15 protein-coding genes and 2 pseudogenes are annotated in these 15,408 nt (G+C 70.9%); 6 read left to right on the top strand and 11 right to left on the bottom strand.

Annotated elements, in window-relative coordinates:
* Positions 1-143 precede the first annotated feature (143 nt).
* Complete coding sequence (hutU, locus tag ACIQNG_RS16595) at positions 144-1,808, bottom strand: urocanate hydratase (RefSeq protein ID WP_401439803.1); 1,665 nt, start codon at positions 1,806-1,808, stop codon at positions 144-146.
* A 195-nt stretch (positions 1,809-2,003) separates the two neighbouring features.
* On the opposite strand from hutU, the gene ACIQNG_RS16590 reads away from it, so the two are divergent.
* From ACIQNG_RS16590 to ACIQNG_RS16570, 5 genes and pseudogenes are all read left to right on the top strand, one after another.
* Positions 2,004-3,398, top strand: a complete 1,395-nt coding sequence (locus ACIQNG_RS16590; protein WP_401485590.1) for a diaminopimelate decarboxylase — start codon at positions 2,004-2,006, stop codon at positions 3,396-3,398.
* A gap of 280 nt (positions 3,399-3,678) precedes the next feature.
* Positions 3,679-4,116 (top strand): hypothetical protein, encoded by a 438-nt coding sequence (locus ACIQNG_RS16585; protein ID WP_401485588.1) that lies wholly within the window; start codon positions 3,679-3,681, stop codon positions 4,114-4,116.
* Positions 4,113-4,859 carry a transcriptional regulator gene (locus tag ACIQNG_RS16580; protein WP_401485586.1) on the top strand — a complete coding sequence of 249 codons (747 nt, stop codon included), beginning with the start codon at positions 4,113-4,115 and terminating at the stop codon, positions 4,857-4,859. Before ACIQNG_RS16585 ends, ACIQNG_RS16580 begins: the two co-directional genes overlap by 4 nt.
* A 91-nt stretch (positions 4,860-4,950) precedes the next feature.
* A pseudogene (locus ACIQNG_RS16575) lies at positions 4,951-5,340 on the top strand (roadblock/LC7 domain-containing protein); the annotation flags it as partial.
* 38 nt (positions 5,341-5,378) lie between these two features.
* Positions 5,379-5,753 (top strand): hypothetical protein, encoded by a 375-nt coding sequence (locus ACIQNG_RS16570; RefSeq protein WP_401439930.1) that lies wholly within the window; start codon positions 5,379-5,381, stop codon positions 5,751-5,753.
* Between the two features lie 105 nt (positions 5,754-5,858).
* Here ACIQNG_RS16570 and ACIQNG_RS16565 read toward each other — a convergent pair whose 3' ends face one another.
* The 3 genes from ACIQNG_RS16565 to ACIQNG_RS16555 form a co-directional block, all read right to left on the bottom strand.
* Complete coding sequence (locus ACIQNG_RS16565; protein WP_401439797.1) at positions 5,859-6,452, bottom strand: hypothetical protein; 594 nt, start codon at positions 6,450-6,452, stop codon at positions 5,859-5,861.
* Between the two features lie 91 nt (positions 6,453-6,543).
* Positions 6,544-7,422, bottom strand: a complete 879-nt coding sequence (locus tag ACIQNG_RS16560; RefSeq protein ID WP_401439795.1) for a MurR/RpiR family transcriptional regulator — start codon at positions 7,420-7,422, stop codon at positions 6,544-6,546.
* Entirely contained in the window at positions 7,419-8,912 is a 1,494-nt protein-coding gene (locus tag ACIQNG_RS16555) for an aromatic amino acid ammonia-lyase (protein WP_401439794.1), read from the bottom strand. Before ACIQNG_RS16555 ends, ACIQNG_RS16560 begins: the two co-directional genes overlap by 4 nt.
* A gap of 196 nt (positions 8,913-9,108) precedes the next feature.
* On the opposite strand from ACIQNG_RS16555, the gene ACIQNG_RS16550 reads away from it, so the two are divergent.
* The gene (locus ACIQNG_RS16550) at positions 9,109-9,540 is read left to right on the top strand and encodes a hypothetical protein (protein WP_401485716.1); all 432 of its coding nucleotides are present in this window, start codon (positions 9,109-9,111) and stop codon (positions 9,538-9,540) included.
* A gap of 496 nt (positions 9,541-10,036) precedes the next feature.
* On the opposite strand, the pseudogene ACIQNG_RS16545 reads toward ACIQNG_RS16550, so the two are convergent.
* From ACIQNG_RS16545 to ACIQNG_RS16515, 7 genes and pseudogenes are all read right to left on the bottom strand, one after another.
* Positions 10,037-10,264: pseudogene (locus tag ACIQNG_RS16545) on the bottom strand (cystathionine beta-synthase); the annotation flags it as partial.
* Between the two features lie 478 nt (positions 10,265-10,742).
* Positions 10,743-11,888: a protein-L-isoaspartate(D-aspartate) O-methyltransferase gene (locus ACIQNG_RS16540; protein ID WP_401485584.1), complete on the bottom strand. Its 1,146-nt coding sequence runs from the start codon at positions 11,886-11,888 to the stop codon at positions 10,743-10,745.
* The gene (locus ACIQNG_RS16535; RefSeq protein ID WP_401439791.1) at positions 11,870-12,820 is read right to left on the bottom strand and encodes an MvdC/MvdD family ATP grasp protein; all 951 of its coding nucleotides are present in this window, start codon (positions 12,818-12,820) and stop codon (positions 11,870-11,872) included. The genes ACIQNG_RS16540 and ACIQNG_RS16535 overlap by 19 nt, the downstream gene beginning before the upstream one ends.
* On the bottom strand, positions 12,817-13,098 hold the full coding sequence (locus tag ACIQNG_RS16530) for a hypothetical protein (protein ID WP_401485580.1): 282 nt from the start codon (positions 13,096-13,098) through the stop codon (positions 12,817-12,819). The genes ACIQNG_RS16535 and ACIQNG_RS16530 overlap by 4 nt, the downstream gene beginning before the upstream one ends.
* Positions 13,099-13,413: 315 nt before the next feature.
* A complete protein-coding gene (locus ACIQNG_RS16525) occupies positions 13,414-14,451 on the bottom strand; it encodes a DUF6082 family protein (protein ID WP_401485578.1) in 1,038 nt (345 codons plus the stop codon).
* 342 nt (positions 14,452-14,793) lie between these two features.
* Positions 14,794-14,925 carry a hypothetical protein gene (locus ACIQNG_RS16520; RefSeq protein ID WP_401439786.1) on the bottom strand — a complete coding sequence of 44 codons (132 nt, stop codon included), beginning with the start codon at positions 14,923-14,925 and terminating at the stop codon, positions 14,794-14,796.
* Positions 14,926-14,978: 53 nt separating this feature from the next.
* Complete coding sequence (locus tag ACIQNG_RS16515; RefSeq protein WP_401485576.1) at positions 14,979-15,347, bottom strand: hypothetical protein; 369 nt, start codon at positions 15,345-15,347, stop codon at positions 14,979-14,981.
* Positions 15,348-15,408 lie beyond the last annotated feature (61 nt).

Genomic DNA, 15,408 nt, shown 5'->3' with positions numbered 1-15,408 from the left:
CTTGTCGTCGTCTTTGCCGACCTCTTTGCCGGCGTCTTTGCCGACCTCTTTGCCGGAGACTTTGTCCTCGTCCCTTCCGGCGTCCTTGCCGGCGGCCTTGTCCTCGTCCCTTCCGGCGTCCTTGCCGGCGGCCTTGCCGTCCCTCACGCCTCGTCACCCTCACGCATCGGTACCCGGACGCCCCGCTGCTCCGCGACGTCCTCCGCGATGTCGTACCCGGCGTCCACATGCCGGATCACGCCCATCCCGGGGTCGTTGGTCAGCACCCGGCGGATCTTTTCACCCGCCAGCTTCGTGCCGTCGGCGACCGTCACCTGACCGGCGTGCAGGGAGCGCCCCATGCCGACGCCGCCCCCGTGGTGGAGGGAGACCCAGGAGGCGCCCGAGGCGACGTTCACCATGGCGTTGAGGAGCGGCCAGTCGGCGATGGCGTCGGAGCCGTCCCGCATGGCCTCGGTCTCCCGGTAGGGCGAGGCGACCGACCCGCAGTCGAGGTGGTCCCGGCCGATCACCAGCGGGGCGGCCAGCTCTCCGCTCGCCACCATGTCGTTGAACCGCTCGCCTGCCTTGTCCCGCTCCCCGTAGCCGAGCCAGCAGATTCGGGCCGGCAGCCCCTGGAAGCGGACGCGTTCACCGGCCAGCTCGATCCAGCGGGCGAGGGACTCGTTCTCGGGGAACAGGTCGAGGATCGCCCGGTCGGTCCTGGCGATGTCGGCCGGGTCCCCGGAGAGCGCGGCCCAGCGGAAGGGGCCCTTGCCCTCGCAGAACAGGGGGCGGATGTAGGCGGGGACGAAGCCGGGGAAGGCGAACGCCCGGTCGTATCCGGCGAGCTGGGCCTCGCCCCGGATGGAGTTGCCGTAGTCGAAGACCTCGGCGCCGGCGTCCTGGAAGCCGACCATCGCCTCGACGTGCCGGGCCATGGACTCGCGGGCCCGCGTGGTGAACCCGGCGGGGTCCTTCGCGGCGGCGGACGCCATGTCCTCGAAGGCGACACCGGCCGGGAGGTAGGCGAGCGGGTCGTGGGCCGAGGTCTGGTCGGTGACGATGTCGACGGGGGCGCCCTGGGCGAGGAGCTGCGGGAAGGCTTCGGCGGCGTTGCCGAGCACCCCGATGGAGAGCGGGCGGCGGGCGTCCCGGGCTTCGACGGCGAGCCGGAGCGCGTGGTCGAGGCTGTCGGCCCGGACGTCGAGGTAGCGGTGTTCGATCCGGCGCTCGATGGCCCGGGGGTCGCAGTCGACGCAGATCACGACGCCGTCGTTCATGGTGACGGCGAGGGGCTGGGCGCCGCCCATGCCGCCGAGTCCGGCGGTGAGGGTGATGGTCCCGGCGAGGCTGCCGCCGAAGCGCTTGGCGGCGACGGCGGCGAAGGTCTCGTAGGTGCCCTGGAGGATGCCCTGGGTGCCGATGTAGATCCAGGACCCGGCGGTCATCTGACCGTACATGGTCAGCCCAAGGGCCTCCAGGCGGCGGAACTCCTCCCAGGTGGCCCAGTCGCCGACGAGGTTGGAGTTGGCGATCAGGACGCGCGGCGCCCATTCGTGGGTCTGCATGACGCCGACCGGGCGACCGGACTGGACGAGCATGGTCTCGTCCTGCTTGAGCCCCTGGAGGGTGCGGACCATGGCGTCGAAGGAGCGCCAGTCGCGGGCGGCCTTGCCGGTGCCGCCGTAGACGACGAGCTGGTCGGGGTGCTCGGCGACCTCGGGGTCGAGGTTGTTCTGGAGCATCCGGAGGGCGGCTTCCTGCTGCCATCCCAGGGCGCTCAGCTCCGTTCCTCGGGGGGCTCGGACGGGGCGGGGTCCTGACATGGCTGCCTCCTGGCCGGTTCGGTGTCGCGGAGCGGCGACGCCCGTGCACTCTGATACCTCAGCTATTCACATCCTGATCCGATGAATAGGGCTAGTCAATACCGGGGTGGCCCGGCACGCGCCGATGGCGGATGTTTGGCTGGACCCATGGGGTCGAACGGTTCACACGCTGCGTACGGAACGGGGGACGGCGACATGACCGAGGTGCGTGCGGCCACGGACGAGGGGCGGGCCGGTGCGCGGGCGGTGCGGCGGGACGCGGCGGTGCGGGCGGCCGTCGAGCAGGGGCTGCTCGGCCCGGCCGCTCCGGTCGTCGGGCTGCTGGACGTCACCGGCATCCGCGAGTCGGCGGCGGCACTGCGGGCGGCGTTCGCCGAGGTGACGGCGGCGGGCACGCCGGTGCTGCACGCGTTCGCGGTGAAGGCGTGCCCGCTGGTGCCGGTGCTGCGGCTGCTGCGTGAGGAGGGCATCGGCGCGGAGGTGGCGAGCCCCGGTGAGCTGGCGCTGGCCCGGGCGGCGGGGCTGCCGCCGGAGCGGACGGTGCTGGACTCGCCCGCGAAGACCCCGGCCGAACTGCGCGAGGCGCTGGCGCTGGGGGTCGCGCTCAACGCCGACAACCCGCAGGAACTGGCCCGGATCGACGCGCTGATGCGGTCCGCGCCGAGCCGCTCGCCGCTGGGGATCCGGGTGAATCCGCAGGTCGGCGGTGGCGCGATCGCGTCCACGTCCACCTCCACGGCGACCTCGAAGTTCGGGGTGGCGTTGGGGGACGAGGGGGCGCGGGAGTGGATCGTACGGATGTTCCTGGAGCGGCCGTGGCTGACCCGGCTGCACTCGCACACCGGGTCGCAGGGCATCCCGCTGGAGTTGCTGGCGCGGGGCGTGGCGGAGACGTACGCGCTGGCGGAGGAGATCAACGCGCGCATCGGGCGGCGCCAGATCGACACCCTCGACATCGGCGGCGGACTGCCGGTCAACTTCGACTCGGACGCGGAGACCCCGACGTACGCGCGGTACGCGCGGGTGCTGAGGGAGGCGGTGCCGGGGCTGTTCGACGGGCGGTACGGGCTGGTGACCGAGTTCGGGCGGTCGCTGCTGGCCAAGCACGGCACGGTGGTGGCGCGGGTGGAGTACGCGAAGAGCGCGGGCGGGCGGCCGGTCGCCGTCACCCACGCGGGCGTACAGGTGGCGACGCGGACGGTGTACGCGCCGCAGGCGTGGCCGCTGCGGATCACCGGGTACGACACGGAGGGGCGGCCGAAGGCGGGGCCCCCGGTGGTGCAGGACGTGGCGGGCCCCGCCTGCTTCTCGGGCGACCTGCTGGCCGAGGGCCGGGCCCTGCCCCTGCTGGAGCAGGGCGACTACGCGGCGGCGCTGGACACCGGCGCGTACTACTTCGCCCACCACTACTCGTACAACTCCCTGGGCAGGCCGGGGGTGTACGGGTTCGTGACGGAGGGTCCCGAGGAGAGGGGCGGGACGGGGTTCGCGACGGTGCGTGAGCCGCAGCGGTTGGAGGAGATCGTCGCGGAGTCCGGAGAGGCGCACACGGACGCGCTCACCACCTTGTGCGCCCCCGAGAGCCATTGACGGCCCGGACCGGCGGGTCGGTCCGGTGGGTCGGTCCGGCGGGTCGGCCCGGTGGCCCGGTCCGATCACCCGGTGGCCCGGTGGCCCGGTCCGATGACCCGGACCCGGCGGTTCAGACCGGTCGGAGAACGTCAATCCCGGTGAGACACACGTCAGTTGACCAACACTAGTACGACGGATGCATGTTCCACTGGAAAATGCCGGAAGCCTCACCAGCCGCCCGTACGGTGCGTAGTTTCTACGTCACTCATGCGCACACCAGGCGGGAGGGGAGACAGGCGTGCCCGGAATCGACGAGTGTCTGCTGGAGACGATGCGGTTGCCCGGCGCGCGGGGCGCCGCGCTGGTGGACTGGACGAGCGGGCTGGCGCTGGGGGTCGTAGGAGAGTTCCCGGGCGGTGACGCGGAGGCCGCGGCGGCGGAGGCGGCGGAACTGGCCCGTCCGGCGATGGAGCTGAAGGTCTTCGCGCCGGAGGACGGGTCGGGGACCCCGGCGGCGGACGGCGGGGCGGCGGACGGCGGGGCGGGGGGCGCGGGCGGGCTTCCGGTCGAGGATCTGATCGTCACGACCCGGGACGGCTATCACGTCCTGCGCTTTCTGCCGACGGGCTTCGACAGCACCGTGTTCCTGCATGTGTGGCTCGGCCGGGCCGAGGGGAACCTCGCGCTCGCCCGTATCCGTCTGGGGGAGATGGCCGGCCGGCTGGTGCTGGGGTGAGCGCCGTGGCCACCAAGCCTCCACTGCCGTCCCGGTCCCACCCCGCGCCCCGGGCGGCGGCGCCCGCCCCCCGGACCGCCGTACCCGTCGTGGTCTCCCCCATGCTCACCCGGCTGGCCGCCGAACACGCCACCGGCACCCTGCACCGCGAACGCGGCACCCTGCATCTGACCGACGGGCAGGTGACGTACGCCGAGAGCCCCTCGGCGCCACGGCGGCCGGTCACCGCGCCGGGGGACGACCGGCCGCTCGCCGAGGGCGCGTGGGAGCTGTACCGCCTCGAAGCCCTCTACGACGCCGCGTACTTCGCGCTCGCGCCCAGCAGCGTGCCCGGCCGTTTCCGGTACGGCGCCCCTCCCCCGCCCGAGCACGGCGGACCGGTGCCGGTGGGGGTGCTGGAGCGGTCGGTCGTACGCCGCCGGGCACTGCTCCACCGCATCTGGCCCGACGCCCGCGCCGACACCGCGCCCCTCACCCGCGCACCCGCCGCGCCGGGCCCGGCCGGGACCGCCGCGCGCTCGGTCACCGCCCGCCAGTGGGCCGTGCTGGAGCGGGTGGACGGGATCCGTACGGCACCGGAGATCGCCCGCGACCTGGGCCGGCTCGCCTTCCACACCCTGGTGGACGTACGGCGGCTGGCCGCCGCGGGGCTGGTTAGGCCGGGGCCGCTCCGGGACGACCGTGCCGCCGACCCCGACATCACCCTGCTGAAGAGGCTCAGGGATGCGCTGGAGGCCCTTTGACCGCCGACGACCGTACGACGAGACGCGGACGCACCCGCCCACGCGGACGCGGACGCACACCCGGACGACGTACGCCGAAAGGAGCGAACCCATGAACCTCCCGACGGGCCGCCCGACGCCCGTGCTGGACGAACTCCACCGGCTGCGCGCCCTGATGCCCCAGCTCACCGGCGCCCTCGCGGCCGGGGTCGACGGCCTGGTCGTCGCCCACGACACCCCCGGCGTCGAACCGGAGGGCCTGGCCGTGCTCACCGCCGCCGCGCTGGGCGTGGCCGTACGCACCACGGACGCCACCGCCCGCGGTGAGCTGCGCGAACTGCTGCTGCGCGGCACACGCGGCTATGTGGCGACGTACGCGGCGGGCCGTACAGCCGTACTGACCCTGCTCACCGAGGACCGCGTCAACGTCGGCCGCCTCCATCTGGAGGGCCGCCGCGCCGCCGCCCGGATAGGCGCCCTCCTGGACGCCGCCCCGCTCCCGAAATGACAGACAGCAAGAACCGAGAGGACACCATCACCATGGCGAACACCGAGACCGCCCTCAAGGAAGCGCTCTCCTCCATCGAGGGCGCCACCGGGGTCGCGCTGGTCGACTACACCAGCGGTATGGCCCTGGGCACCCTGGGCGGCAGCAAGAGCTTCGACCTCAACGTGGCCGCGGCGGGCAACACCGACGTGGTGCGGGCGAAAATGCGCACGATGGAGCACCTGGGCCTGAAGGCCGAGATAGAGGACATCCTGATCACCCTGTCCGGCCAGTACCACCTGATCCGGCTGCTCAAGGGCCGCGGCGGCAACGGACTCTTCCTCTATCTGGTCCTGGACTCCGGCCGGGCGAACCTGGCGATGGCCCGCCACCAGCTGAAGAAGATCGAGGAGAACCTGGAAGTCTGAACCGGAAGTCTGAGCCGGAGGTCTGAGCGGGAAGTCTGAGCGGGAAGTCCGAGTCGGAGGTCTGAGCGGGAAGTCTGAGCCGGAGGTCCGGCTCCGCGGGGCGGGTCAGACCGGCGCGCCGGTGCGGCGGCGGGCCCCGCCCGGGGCCGCGTCGCCCGCCGCGACACCGGTGGTGCGGTACGCCTTGACCGCCGGGCCGGCCGGGCGTCCGCCGCCACCGGAGAGCCAGTCGACGCGGACCCACAGCAGCGCCTCCTCGGTCTGCTCGCGGCGGCCGAGCCAGGCGGCCTTGAGGCGCAGCCCCGCTCCGCAGCCGGCCAGCAGCATCCCCCCGGCGGCGGGCACCGCGAACGCGCCGCCCAGCGCGGCGAGGAACGCCAGAACCAGCCACCAGCGGTGTCCGCGCCGCCAGTTGCGGGTGGTCACGGCCCGGTCCTGGAGCACATCGTGCTTGCCCGCGCGGGCGGCGCCGTCGGCGAGGGCGACGTACCGCTTGCGGCGGGCGAGGGCGACCACGGCGAACGCGACGATGAACAGCGCCGCCCCGGCCAGCACCCCGATGCGCCGGCCGGTGATCCCCGGCGGCAGCACCCCGATCCCGGCCGCGAACACCCCGAGCCACCACAGCGGCCCCGCTCCGGCCCGTACGACGACGGCCACCCGAGCCAAACCCTGAGCCCTGCGATCCGCGTGTGCCATGTTCCCGCCTCCTCGGCCTGTGGTGTCCGGGCGCCGGAGATTAGCGGAAAAAGCTGAGACCCGTCTGAGAACGCCCCGCCGTGGGGTGCGGCTACTCCACGAAGAGCCCGCGCGCCGCCGCCCGCGCGTCGAACTCCTCCAGCCGGATCTGGGCCTGGGGCAGGTCGTCGCACATGGCCTCCAGGAGGACCCGGCCCAGCAGCATGGGCGCGCAGGCGGTGTCGAAGGCGAGGCCGGTGCCGACGGCGGCGGGCAGGAGCAGGTCGGAGACCTTGGCGACCGGGGCGAAGGCGGAGTCGGCGACCGTGACGACGGTCAGTCCGGCCTCCTTGGCGTAGGTCAGGGTCTCCACGACCTCGCGCGGATGGCGGGGCAGCGCGAAGCAGAGCAGGGCGGAGGCCCCGGCGTGGACGGCGGCGGCGATGCGGTCCTGGAGCATCGTGCCGCCCTCGTCCAGGAGCCGTACGTCGGGATGGACCTTGGCGGCGAAGTAGCTGAAGCCGTACGCCTGCGCGGCGGCGGCGCGCAGGCCGAGCACCGGCAGCGGGCGGGAGGCGGCGAGGATCCGGCCCGCGCGCCGCACCGGGCGCGGGTCGGCGAGGGTCTCGGCGAGCTGCCGCAGGTTCTCGATCTCGGCCTCGACCGCCTGCTGGTAGGCGTTGTAGGTGCCGTTGTCGGGGGCCGGTTCGGCGGGCGCGACCTCGCGCAGATGGCGGCGCAGGGCGGGGTACCCGTCGAAGCCGAGGGCGACCGCGAAGCGGGTCACGGAGGGCTGGCTGACGCCGGCCAGCTCGGCCAGTTCGACGCTGGACAGGAACGGCACGTCGGCGGCGCGCCGCACCATGCTGTGCGCGATCCGCCGCTGGGTGGGGGTCAGCCGGTGCCCCTCGAAGAGCGCCTGGAGCCGTGCGGCGGCGCTGTCGGGCACCCGCTCCTCGGCGGCCTCCTGGCCCTGCGTCCCGCTCGTCACGTGCTGCCCCTCCAGATGTCGGTGAACCGGTCGAGAAGTGCCGCCGCCGTGGTCACGTCGTCGGTGAGCGGGCGGTCGGCGAGGTCCGGGTCCAGGGCCTTCGTGGCCAGGCGCAGGGCCCGGCCGGCCGGCAGGCCGGGGTCGGGGCTCAGATCGCGCAGGCGCAGGGCCCGTACGGCGGCGACCAGTTCGCAGCCGACGACCAGCCGGAACGCGCCGCAGGCCCGCAGGGTCTGCCGGGCGGCGAGCGAGGCGAAGCTGGCCTGCTCCTCGACGCCGCGGGAGAGCACGGCGTGCCCGAGGGAGGCGGGCGCGGAGAAGGCCCGCAGATCACCGAGGGCGGCGCCGGCCGCGTACTCCAGGATCATCACCCCGGACGAGGCGGGTTCCTGGTCGGCGAGGAACGGCTTGAGGCGGGTGTACGCGGGCTCGTTGAGGGTGGAGAGCCGGGAGGTCGACAGCCGGGCGACCTGGGTGAGGGCGAGGCGGAAGTGGTCGAGGGCGAGGGCGAGCTGGGCCTGGTAGAAGCCGCCGTGGTGGTAGGCGGCGAGATCCTCGGCGGAGATCAGCGGGTTCTCGGCGGCGGAGTTCAGCTCGACGGCGAGTACGTCGTCCAGGGCGTCGGCGGCGTCGTGCGCGGGCCCGTGTATCTGGGGCAGGCAGCGGAAGCCGTACGGGTCCTGGATCCGCCCGAGCGGCGGCGTCGGCCGGTCCCGCGCGCCGATCAGCTCACGCATCCGGCGGGCGACCTCGGTGGACCCTTTGTGGGGGCGGGCGGCGTGCACGGGCGCGGCGTACGCCTCGTGCGACCCGTCCACGGCCAGCAGCGACAGCGCGGCGACGACCTGGGTCGCGGCGATCAGTCCGCGCAGTTCGTCGAGGGCGAGCGCGGCCTGGCCGAGGGTGAGGGCGTTGCTGCTGATCAGGGCGAGGGCGTCGTTGTTGTCGAGGGGCTGCGGGGCGGGGGCGCCGGTGCCGCGCCAGGGGTGTTCCCCGGCGAGGGCGAGGCCGAGCTGGGCGAGGGCGGAGAGGTCGCCGGTGCCGACCGAGCCGAACTCGTTGACGGCCGGGTGCGCGCCGCTCTCCAGCGCCTCGCACAGGGCGGTGACCACGCTGGGCCGCAGCCCGGCGCCGCCCGCGAGGAGCTGGTTGGCCCTTATGGCGAGCATCGCGCGGACCTGCCGGGCGGGCAGTTCGGCGCCGATGCCCCCGGCGTGGCTGCGCAGCAGCCGCAGTCCGTGCCCGGCGGCGGACTCGGTCGGCACGGACTCGCCGCGGTTGGCGCCGACGCCGGTGGAGCGGCCGTAGACGCGTCCGGTCGCGGCGATGCGGCGGGCCGCGTCCCAGGAGACCTCGACCCGTTTCATCGCGTCGGTGCCGGGGACGGGGCGCGCGCCGCGGTCGGCGAGGCGTACGACGTCCTCGACCCGCAGGCCGATGCCGTCCAGGACGACGATCCCGGCCGGGGTCAGCACACTCCGCGACGCCACCACCGCCCACGCTCCCCTCGACCGACCCGGACACCAGCCTATTCACGCTGGGAGAACTCTGCATGACGCTATACAGCGGGGCAAGGGAGACTGCTGGGCGGCCCGGGAGATCCCGCGGGCCCGCCTCCGGTGGAAACGGGGGCTAACCCCAGTGCGGGCGTGCGGGCGGCTGCCTACGGTGGAGCGCATGAGCGGAATGGACGGGCACGACGCCGACCTCAAGAAGGAACTCGACGCCACCCTGCACGCCCGCAGGGAGCTGGGCGAGGAGTACGAGTCCGCGCTGGTCGACTCGTTCCTGGAGAAGGTGGACCAGCGCATCGACGGGGCGGTGGACCGGCGGGTGCGCCGTCAGCTGGCCGAGCACCAGATGACGAAGGCCCGCGACAGCCGCTCCCCGGCGCCCACGGACTCCTGGGGCGAGCGCTTCGGCTTCGGCATCGTCTCGCTGGTGCTGGCGATCCCGCTGTCCGCGATCGGCGGCGGGGTGGCCGACCTGGCGGGCCTGCTGGTGGCGTGGGCGGGCATCGTCGGGGTCAACGTCTTCCAGGCCACCCGCGTGAACCCCGACCTCTTCGGCACCCGCGGCAGAAAACGCCCGAAGGACGAGGACCGCTGGGAGGACTAGGGGACTAGAGGACCAGGGGTCCGCCGGGCGTACGGGGGGGGTGGTCCTCGGGGACTGGTCCGCCGGGTGTACGGGGGGTGGCCGGTCCCCGGGGGACTGGTCCGCCGGGTGTACGGGGGGACCAGTGCCCCGGTGAATGGTCCGCCGGGCATACGGGGGACCAGTGCCCCGGGCCCCGGGCCCCGGGGAACGTATGCGCGGGGACCGCCGCACCCCCGTCAACGGGGGGCGGGACGACGGCGGTCCCCGCGAAGGACGCGGGCCGGTCGAGCCGGTGCGCGCGTCCACAGGCGTCGGTGGAGGTCCGGGAGCCGCTCCGGAGGTCCTTGACGCCGTTCGGCGCCGGCCGGGGCGGGGAGCCGCTCCCGCCCTGCCGACAGCCACCAATGTGCCGGACCCGTGTTAAGCCGGTGCTGCGCCGACGTGACGCGCTCGTACCACTTCCGCGAAGCCCGCATGTCGCCGCGGCCCGCGAGCCGCCCGGCGGGGCCGGGTGCTACTTGCCGGTCTTCGCCAGGAACGCCAGCAGGTCCTGGCGGCCGATCACGCCGGTCGGCTTGCCCTCGACCAGGACGATCGCGGCGTCCGCGGTGCCGAGGACCTGCATCAGGTCGGAGACCGGCTCCCCGGAGCCGACCTGCGGCAGGGGCGACGACATGTGCTTCTCCAGCGGGTCGTCCAGGGAGGCACGGCGGTTGAAGAGGGCGTCGAGCAACTCGCGCCCTGATCGCCCCGAACACACTTCGAGCCCCCCCTCGGCCGCCGACCGCGGGCCTGTCAGGTCCCTCAGGGGGCCCGTAATGCTGCATCACATGGGTGCGGTAACAACATTAATGATGGGAGGCGTATGCCTCACACCACTCCTCACGCTCTGGTGCCTGCATGTGGCACGCCAGAAACGCATTGAACCATTGCGCGGAAGAAAAATCGTCCCAGCAGGGAAAATAGTCCTTACCCGCCGCTATTCCACAGAGAAACGCGGCGTGGAAGTCGTGGGGACCCCCAAGGGAGCACGACAGTGGTCACTCGTATCGCGCCCAGTAAATTTCGTCTCGGTCGTCGGCTACAGACATCTCTGCGAGCCTGAGAATTATTTCGTGTACCTCAGCCGTTGCGGAACACCTGTAAATCATCCACGCCACATCCAGGGAAAAGAGGCCCCCTTGTCGCCAAGGGGGCCTGAGTACTACCGGATTTGTGGGCTACCCCACGGCCCACGACTCGCCCTCGGGGCTCTGATACCAAAGCCTGTGCCCTGCGTCAGTGACGGTCAGACCGAAGCGCTCCCACCGAGGCATGCCGCGCTTTGTCCACCACTGCCACGCCCACCGAAGGGTCTTCCAGATCTCCGGGGCCCCCTGGCCGTAATACCGGGGTTCCCTTGGACTGGCATCGCGGTAGGCCAACTCACACCACCGGCCATCGGGCATGACCAGGCGGCGCGTGCTCTGGCCTTCTTCCGTGCCGTACTGGAGATTCACACCCGGCAGATGGGCAGCCAACAGAAACTTGAACTGGTAGTTGTCGAAGGTCTCGACCGGGATGTCTGTGAGCCCCTGGGAGGCGGGGACCTGCGCCGGGAGCGACACGGGGTCCCTGTCCTTATGACGGGCAGGCATGAACAGCCCCCCGCCCTGGAGAAACGGACCGTTGAGGTTGCCGTCTCCGTCGGCCTCCAGGAGCACCAGGGCGGCGCTGAGGGGGCCGAGGACATTGGCGATCAGATGTCCGCCCGGAGCCATCGCGGAACGGATCGTGTCCGTGATCCGGGGGAGGCCGAACGAGAAGATTGCTTTGTCGAACTTCTTGTTGAATGCCTGAGACGTTGCGTCGGCCGGCAGTACATCGACGTCATGTCCGAGTTGCACCAGCCGCTTGCCTGCCTCGGAAGTGCCGCTCAGATCGCAGGCAGTCAGCTGACTTCCGTGGCGGAGCTGTGAGGCGATCAGAGCGGCCTGGTAGCCAGTGCCGAGGCCGCCGTCCAGGACCCGGTCGTCACTGCGGACGTCGAGTGCTTCGACCATGCGGCACGTGAGGCTCGGCTGGGTGCTGGATGACGTGGGAATCCCATGCCAGCCGTTCGTGACCTGCTCGGCCTGGTCGAGCGCGGTGACCAACGTGGTGTTCGAGTAGATCGGCCTGAGCCAGCTTTCGCCGTCCGGTTCCGTGCGCTCCTGCCAGAGGGTTGGAGCACCTCCGGAGTTCTGGAAGTACCGGGGCACGAAGAGGTGACGGGGTGTCGCGGAGACGGCATCGATCAAGCTCCGCGCCGTGAGGTCTCCTGTTGCCTTCAGTTCAGCGGCAAGGTTCGCCGCCATGCCTTTCCAGTTCAGCGATTGCTGCACCATTCCTCCAGGGTCTTGGCGAAAGCGGCGGCGAGAGGCAGATCCACAGAATTGACCCAAGCCCACTGACCGGAAGGGTTGGCCTCCAGGAATACCCACTCACCTGCCGGTGTGACGATGAAGTCGGCTGCGAAGTAGGCAAGGTTGAACGCAGCGGCGTACCTGTGCAAGGACTCTTGCACTGCTGCGGGCGTCGGCATGGGTGTGACCGTGATCGCGTCGTAGTCGGACCGGTAATCCAGCCGAGCCTGATCACTGCCCGCGTCAATGCGTGCGCTATAGCAGGTACCGCCGATGAACATGGCACGTACCTCGAAGTCTTTCGCGACCTCTTCTTGGTACAGATGAGCAGTAATGGGAACGCCCTTGAGATCCGACAGGTCTGCACGGCGGGTGTACATCTGGTCCCACCCGCTCTTGTGCGCAACGACGGGGGCTCCCAGCGGCTTCGTGATGATCGGGCCGTGAACGAGTCGTGCGAACCGCCGCACAGCATCCGGATCGCTCGTGATGAGAGTATGCGGAGTCGCGAGCCCCACGGCGCCGGCAATGCGGAGTTGCTGGGGTTTGAACTCCGCGTAGGTGGCCCTGGACGGGTGATTCATGAACGGGGCATCAATGCTTGCCAGGATGCCGCCCAGGCCGATTCTGGCCGCTCCGCGGGCGTAGTGCTCATCAGCCTCAGAGAGGCCGGGGAAACGGAAGGTTCCGGGGCGATTCCAGTACACGGCCTTAATGTCGGAGAGCGACACCCTGCGATGATTGGTAGCCAGTAAGCCGTTCCACTGGCCCTTGCAGAAAGTCGAGTGGAATTCCAGCTCAAGCGGAAATTCAGCTGTGTCCATGCGGAAGACGGAGACGCCCGCCGAAGCCAGCTCACCAACGATGAGGTCGGTTCCGGCCTCGAACGGGCCGTCAACTACGAGCACGGTCACTCGACGTACCCGGGGTCAGCGCCCTCGTCGTTCGGCGGCGGGTTTCCCGGGTCGCCGTCCGGGTTTGTCTTCTGGCTCGTCGCCATTGCCACGAGCGGCGTACCGTCGCTCATGGAGGCGGTCTGTGAGAGAGGATCGTAGATCCGCGTCTCCGCGGGCGGGGCCGTGAGGTCAGTGACGTGGAACCGCGCACCCTGAAGGGCGTACGGACGAAGCTCCGTTGGGACACTGCTGGTCGGGGCCAGTCGCCCAAGGGGAAGTGCCTGGATGAGATTCATGTGACTCCCTGTCGTGTGAGACCTACTCCGGTATGGACCTGCAAACCGCCCTGACCGCCCGCCCTTCGCATTGCGCCGTAGTCGGGCCGTCGCCTCCCTGTCCGGACTCGAACCGGATCCTCCGGCGCTGTTGCGGGCCATGCAACCGCAACAGCGCAACGCATCCCAGAAACGCTGGCGTCAGTTGACGCTCGGGCTCTTCCTGACTGAGCTACAGGGAGCGGTGCCCGCGAACGACCAGCCGTGGCCGTTGGTACCTGACGCTGGCAGCGATTCGCGGGCTCTCTCTGCCGGGCACTCCGCCTCCCGTTGGCTTCAAAGTCTCCTGCCGAAGGCCGTGCAGAGAGGGTCTGGCCCGTCCTGCGGCAGGGTCCAACCTGCCGCAGAACGGGGCACTTCGGCGGCCTGGGCCGAGGTGCGGGGGTGCCCGTGGTGCAGCTCGGCGGCAGTTCCCGTGTCGTACGCATTCAGGGTGTGCCGCAGTCGCCTGTAGCTGTGGGAATCGGGATCCTCGTAGAGACTGCTGATGTCGGCGGGGTCTACCCACCGGAGATTGCCGAAGCCGGATTTCTCGGTCAGGGCGGGTTCAGCGTCGGCCGGAAGATCCACGCGGTAGATGTGGACCTGTCCCTCTACGAAGCGCCCTGCGGGGACGTAGTCGACCGCGAGCAGCTTTCCCACCTCGGCTTGGACGCCCAGCCTCGTGGCCAAGAGCCGGCGGAGCGCCTCGGGGTGGGATTCGCCCGCGCGGGCGTGGCCTCCGGGCAGGCCCCAGCGCTCTTTGTCGTCCTGGTCGCCCAGGTACTCGCGGGTGACCATCGCGATTTTGCCCCGCCAGATGACAAGGCCCTGTGTTCCCGCCCGCCGGGGCGGAGGGGCGGTGTAACGCGCGAGAGTGCGGGTGAACTCGTCAGCCTTGCCGGGGCACGCCTCCGCCACAGCGGCAGCGTGCGCCTCATCGGCCAAGTCATGCATGATGTGGTCGTAGCGGCTCCGTGCCGTGGCCTTCCGCTGGACCCGAGCCCGCTCCCAGTAGCGGCGCCCCGTCTCGCTCTCCATGAATCCCTTGAGCGTTGCGCGAAGGTGCGTCTCGCTGGAGAAGCCGGTCCGCAGCATGAGGGACCACAGACTCATCCAGCCGTTGGCGTAGAGCATCTGACCGGTCTCACGGTGACCGCACTCGGGCCACACCGTTTCCGTGAGCGCCTCGCTGCCGGCGACGGCCCGGAGCATCTCCGCGTGCTTCTCATTGGGACTCAGGTGTACGAGATCGCGGTGGTGCCGGGCCGACTGGAAGAGGTGGGCAGCGCCAAGTGCCAGCAATCCAGCACGAGAGACGGTGGTGAACTTCAAGGCAACTCCTGTCGTGATGAAGTGGGGGCCCGCCGCGCCCAGGGATCCGATGGTCAGGGGGAGACCCATCGCAACTAGCCCTCAGCGGAGCGGAAGTTGGGCAACCGGACGACTCAGCGAGGGTGCTCCCTTGGCTGTTCATGCGCGTCCCGGTCCCCACCCGGCTCACCGGCGCCGAAGGAGGGATCCTGCGCAGGAAGAAACTGCTCCGGAGAGCACTCCCCGCAGCCGGAGCAAGCTCCTCCCTGCCGCTGTGTCGCACACGTCATGATCGAGTTCTTCCGGTCCGAGTTCTGATGGAACCCGCTCCCCTCCGGGCCGACCACCGGATGGGAGCGGGAGCTATGTGGCGGGGCGCTGGTCGTAGAGCACGACGTAGGAGCGCACATACGTGTCCGCCCACTCACAGCACGCCGCACAGGCGAAGGCCGGTGCATAGGTCTCGTTGACGGTGATCGGGCCGATCCACGTCACGAGGACGGCATCCCGGCAGAGCAAGCACCATCCCAAGGTCCACTGCTTGGGCCTCACGGCTCTGCCTCGTGCTTGGCCGTGAAGACCCGCAGCAGACCGAGGGTGAGCTGTGCACGCTCCCGCATGTAGGTGTACGCCTGGAAGGTCGGCGTCTCCCGAGTCGGTCTGACGCTGGGGTCCATGTGCCTGTGGGCTGCGCGGCGGAGGTCTTCCACGGCCTGGTCTGGGTCGGCGGCCAGGACGTCAACCAAGTCAGACAGATGTACCGTGAGTTCCGTAATACGCGCGTCGATGTCAGTCCTGGTGGACACCCCCACCCTCATCGCGAGCGCCGTGGCGACCACATCCCGAATCCACTCGGGCTCTATAAGCCCCTGCCCACGCCCTTCGATGAGGGGGGTTGCTTCGGTCTTGCTTGTCACCACCGCGCGTCTCCCTTCGCTGTCTGTTACTAGACAACTCCAGGGGCCCAAGATCAGTTAA

The sequence above is a fragment of the Streptomyces sp. NPDC091377 genome, assembly GCF_044757045.1.
In the GTDB taxonomy this organism is placed as follows: Bacteria; Actinomycetota; Actinomycetes; order Streptomycetales; family Streptomycetaceae; genus Streptomyces.
Note: the sequence above shows the minus strand (reverse complement) of the source record. Positions and strands in the feature narration are given on the sequence as shown.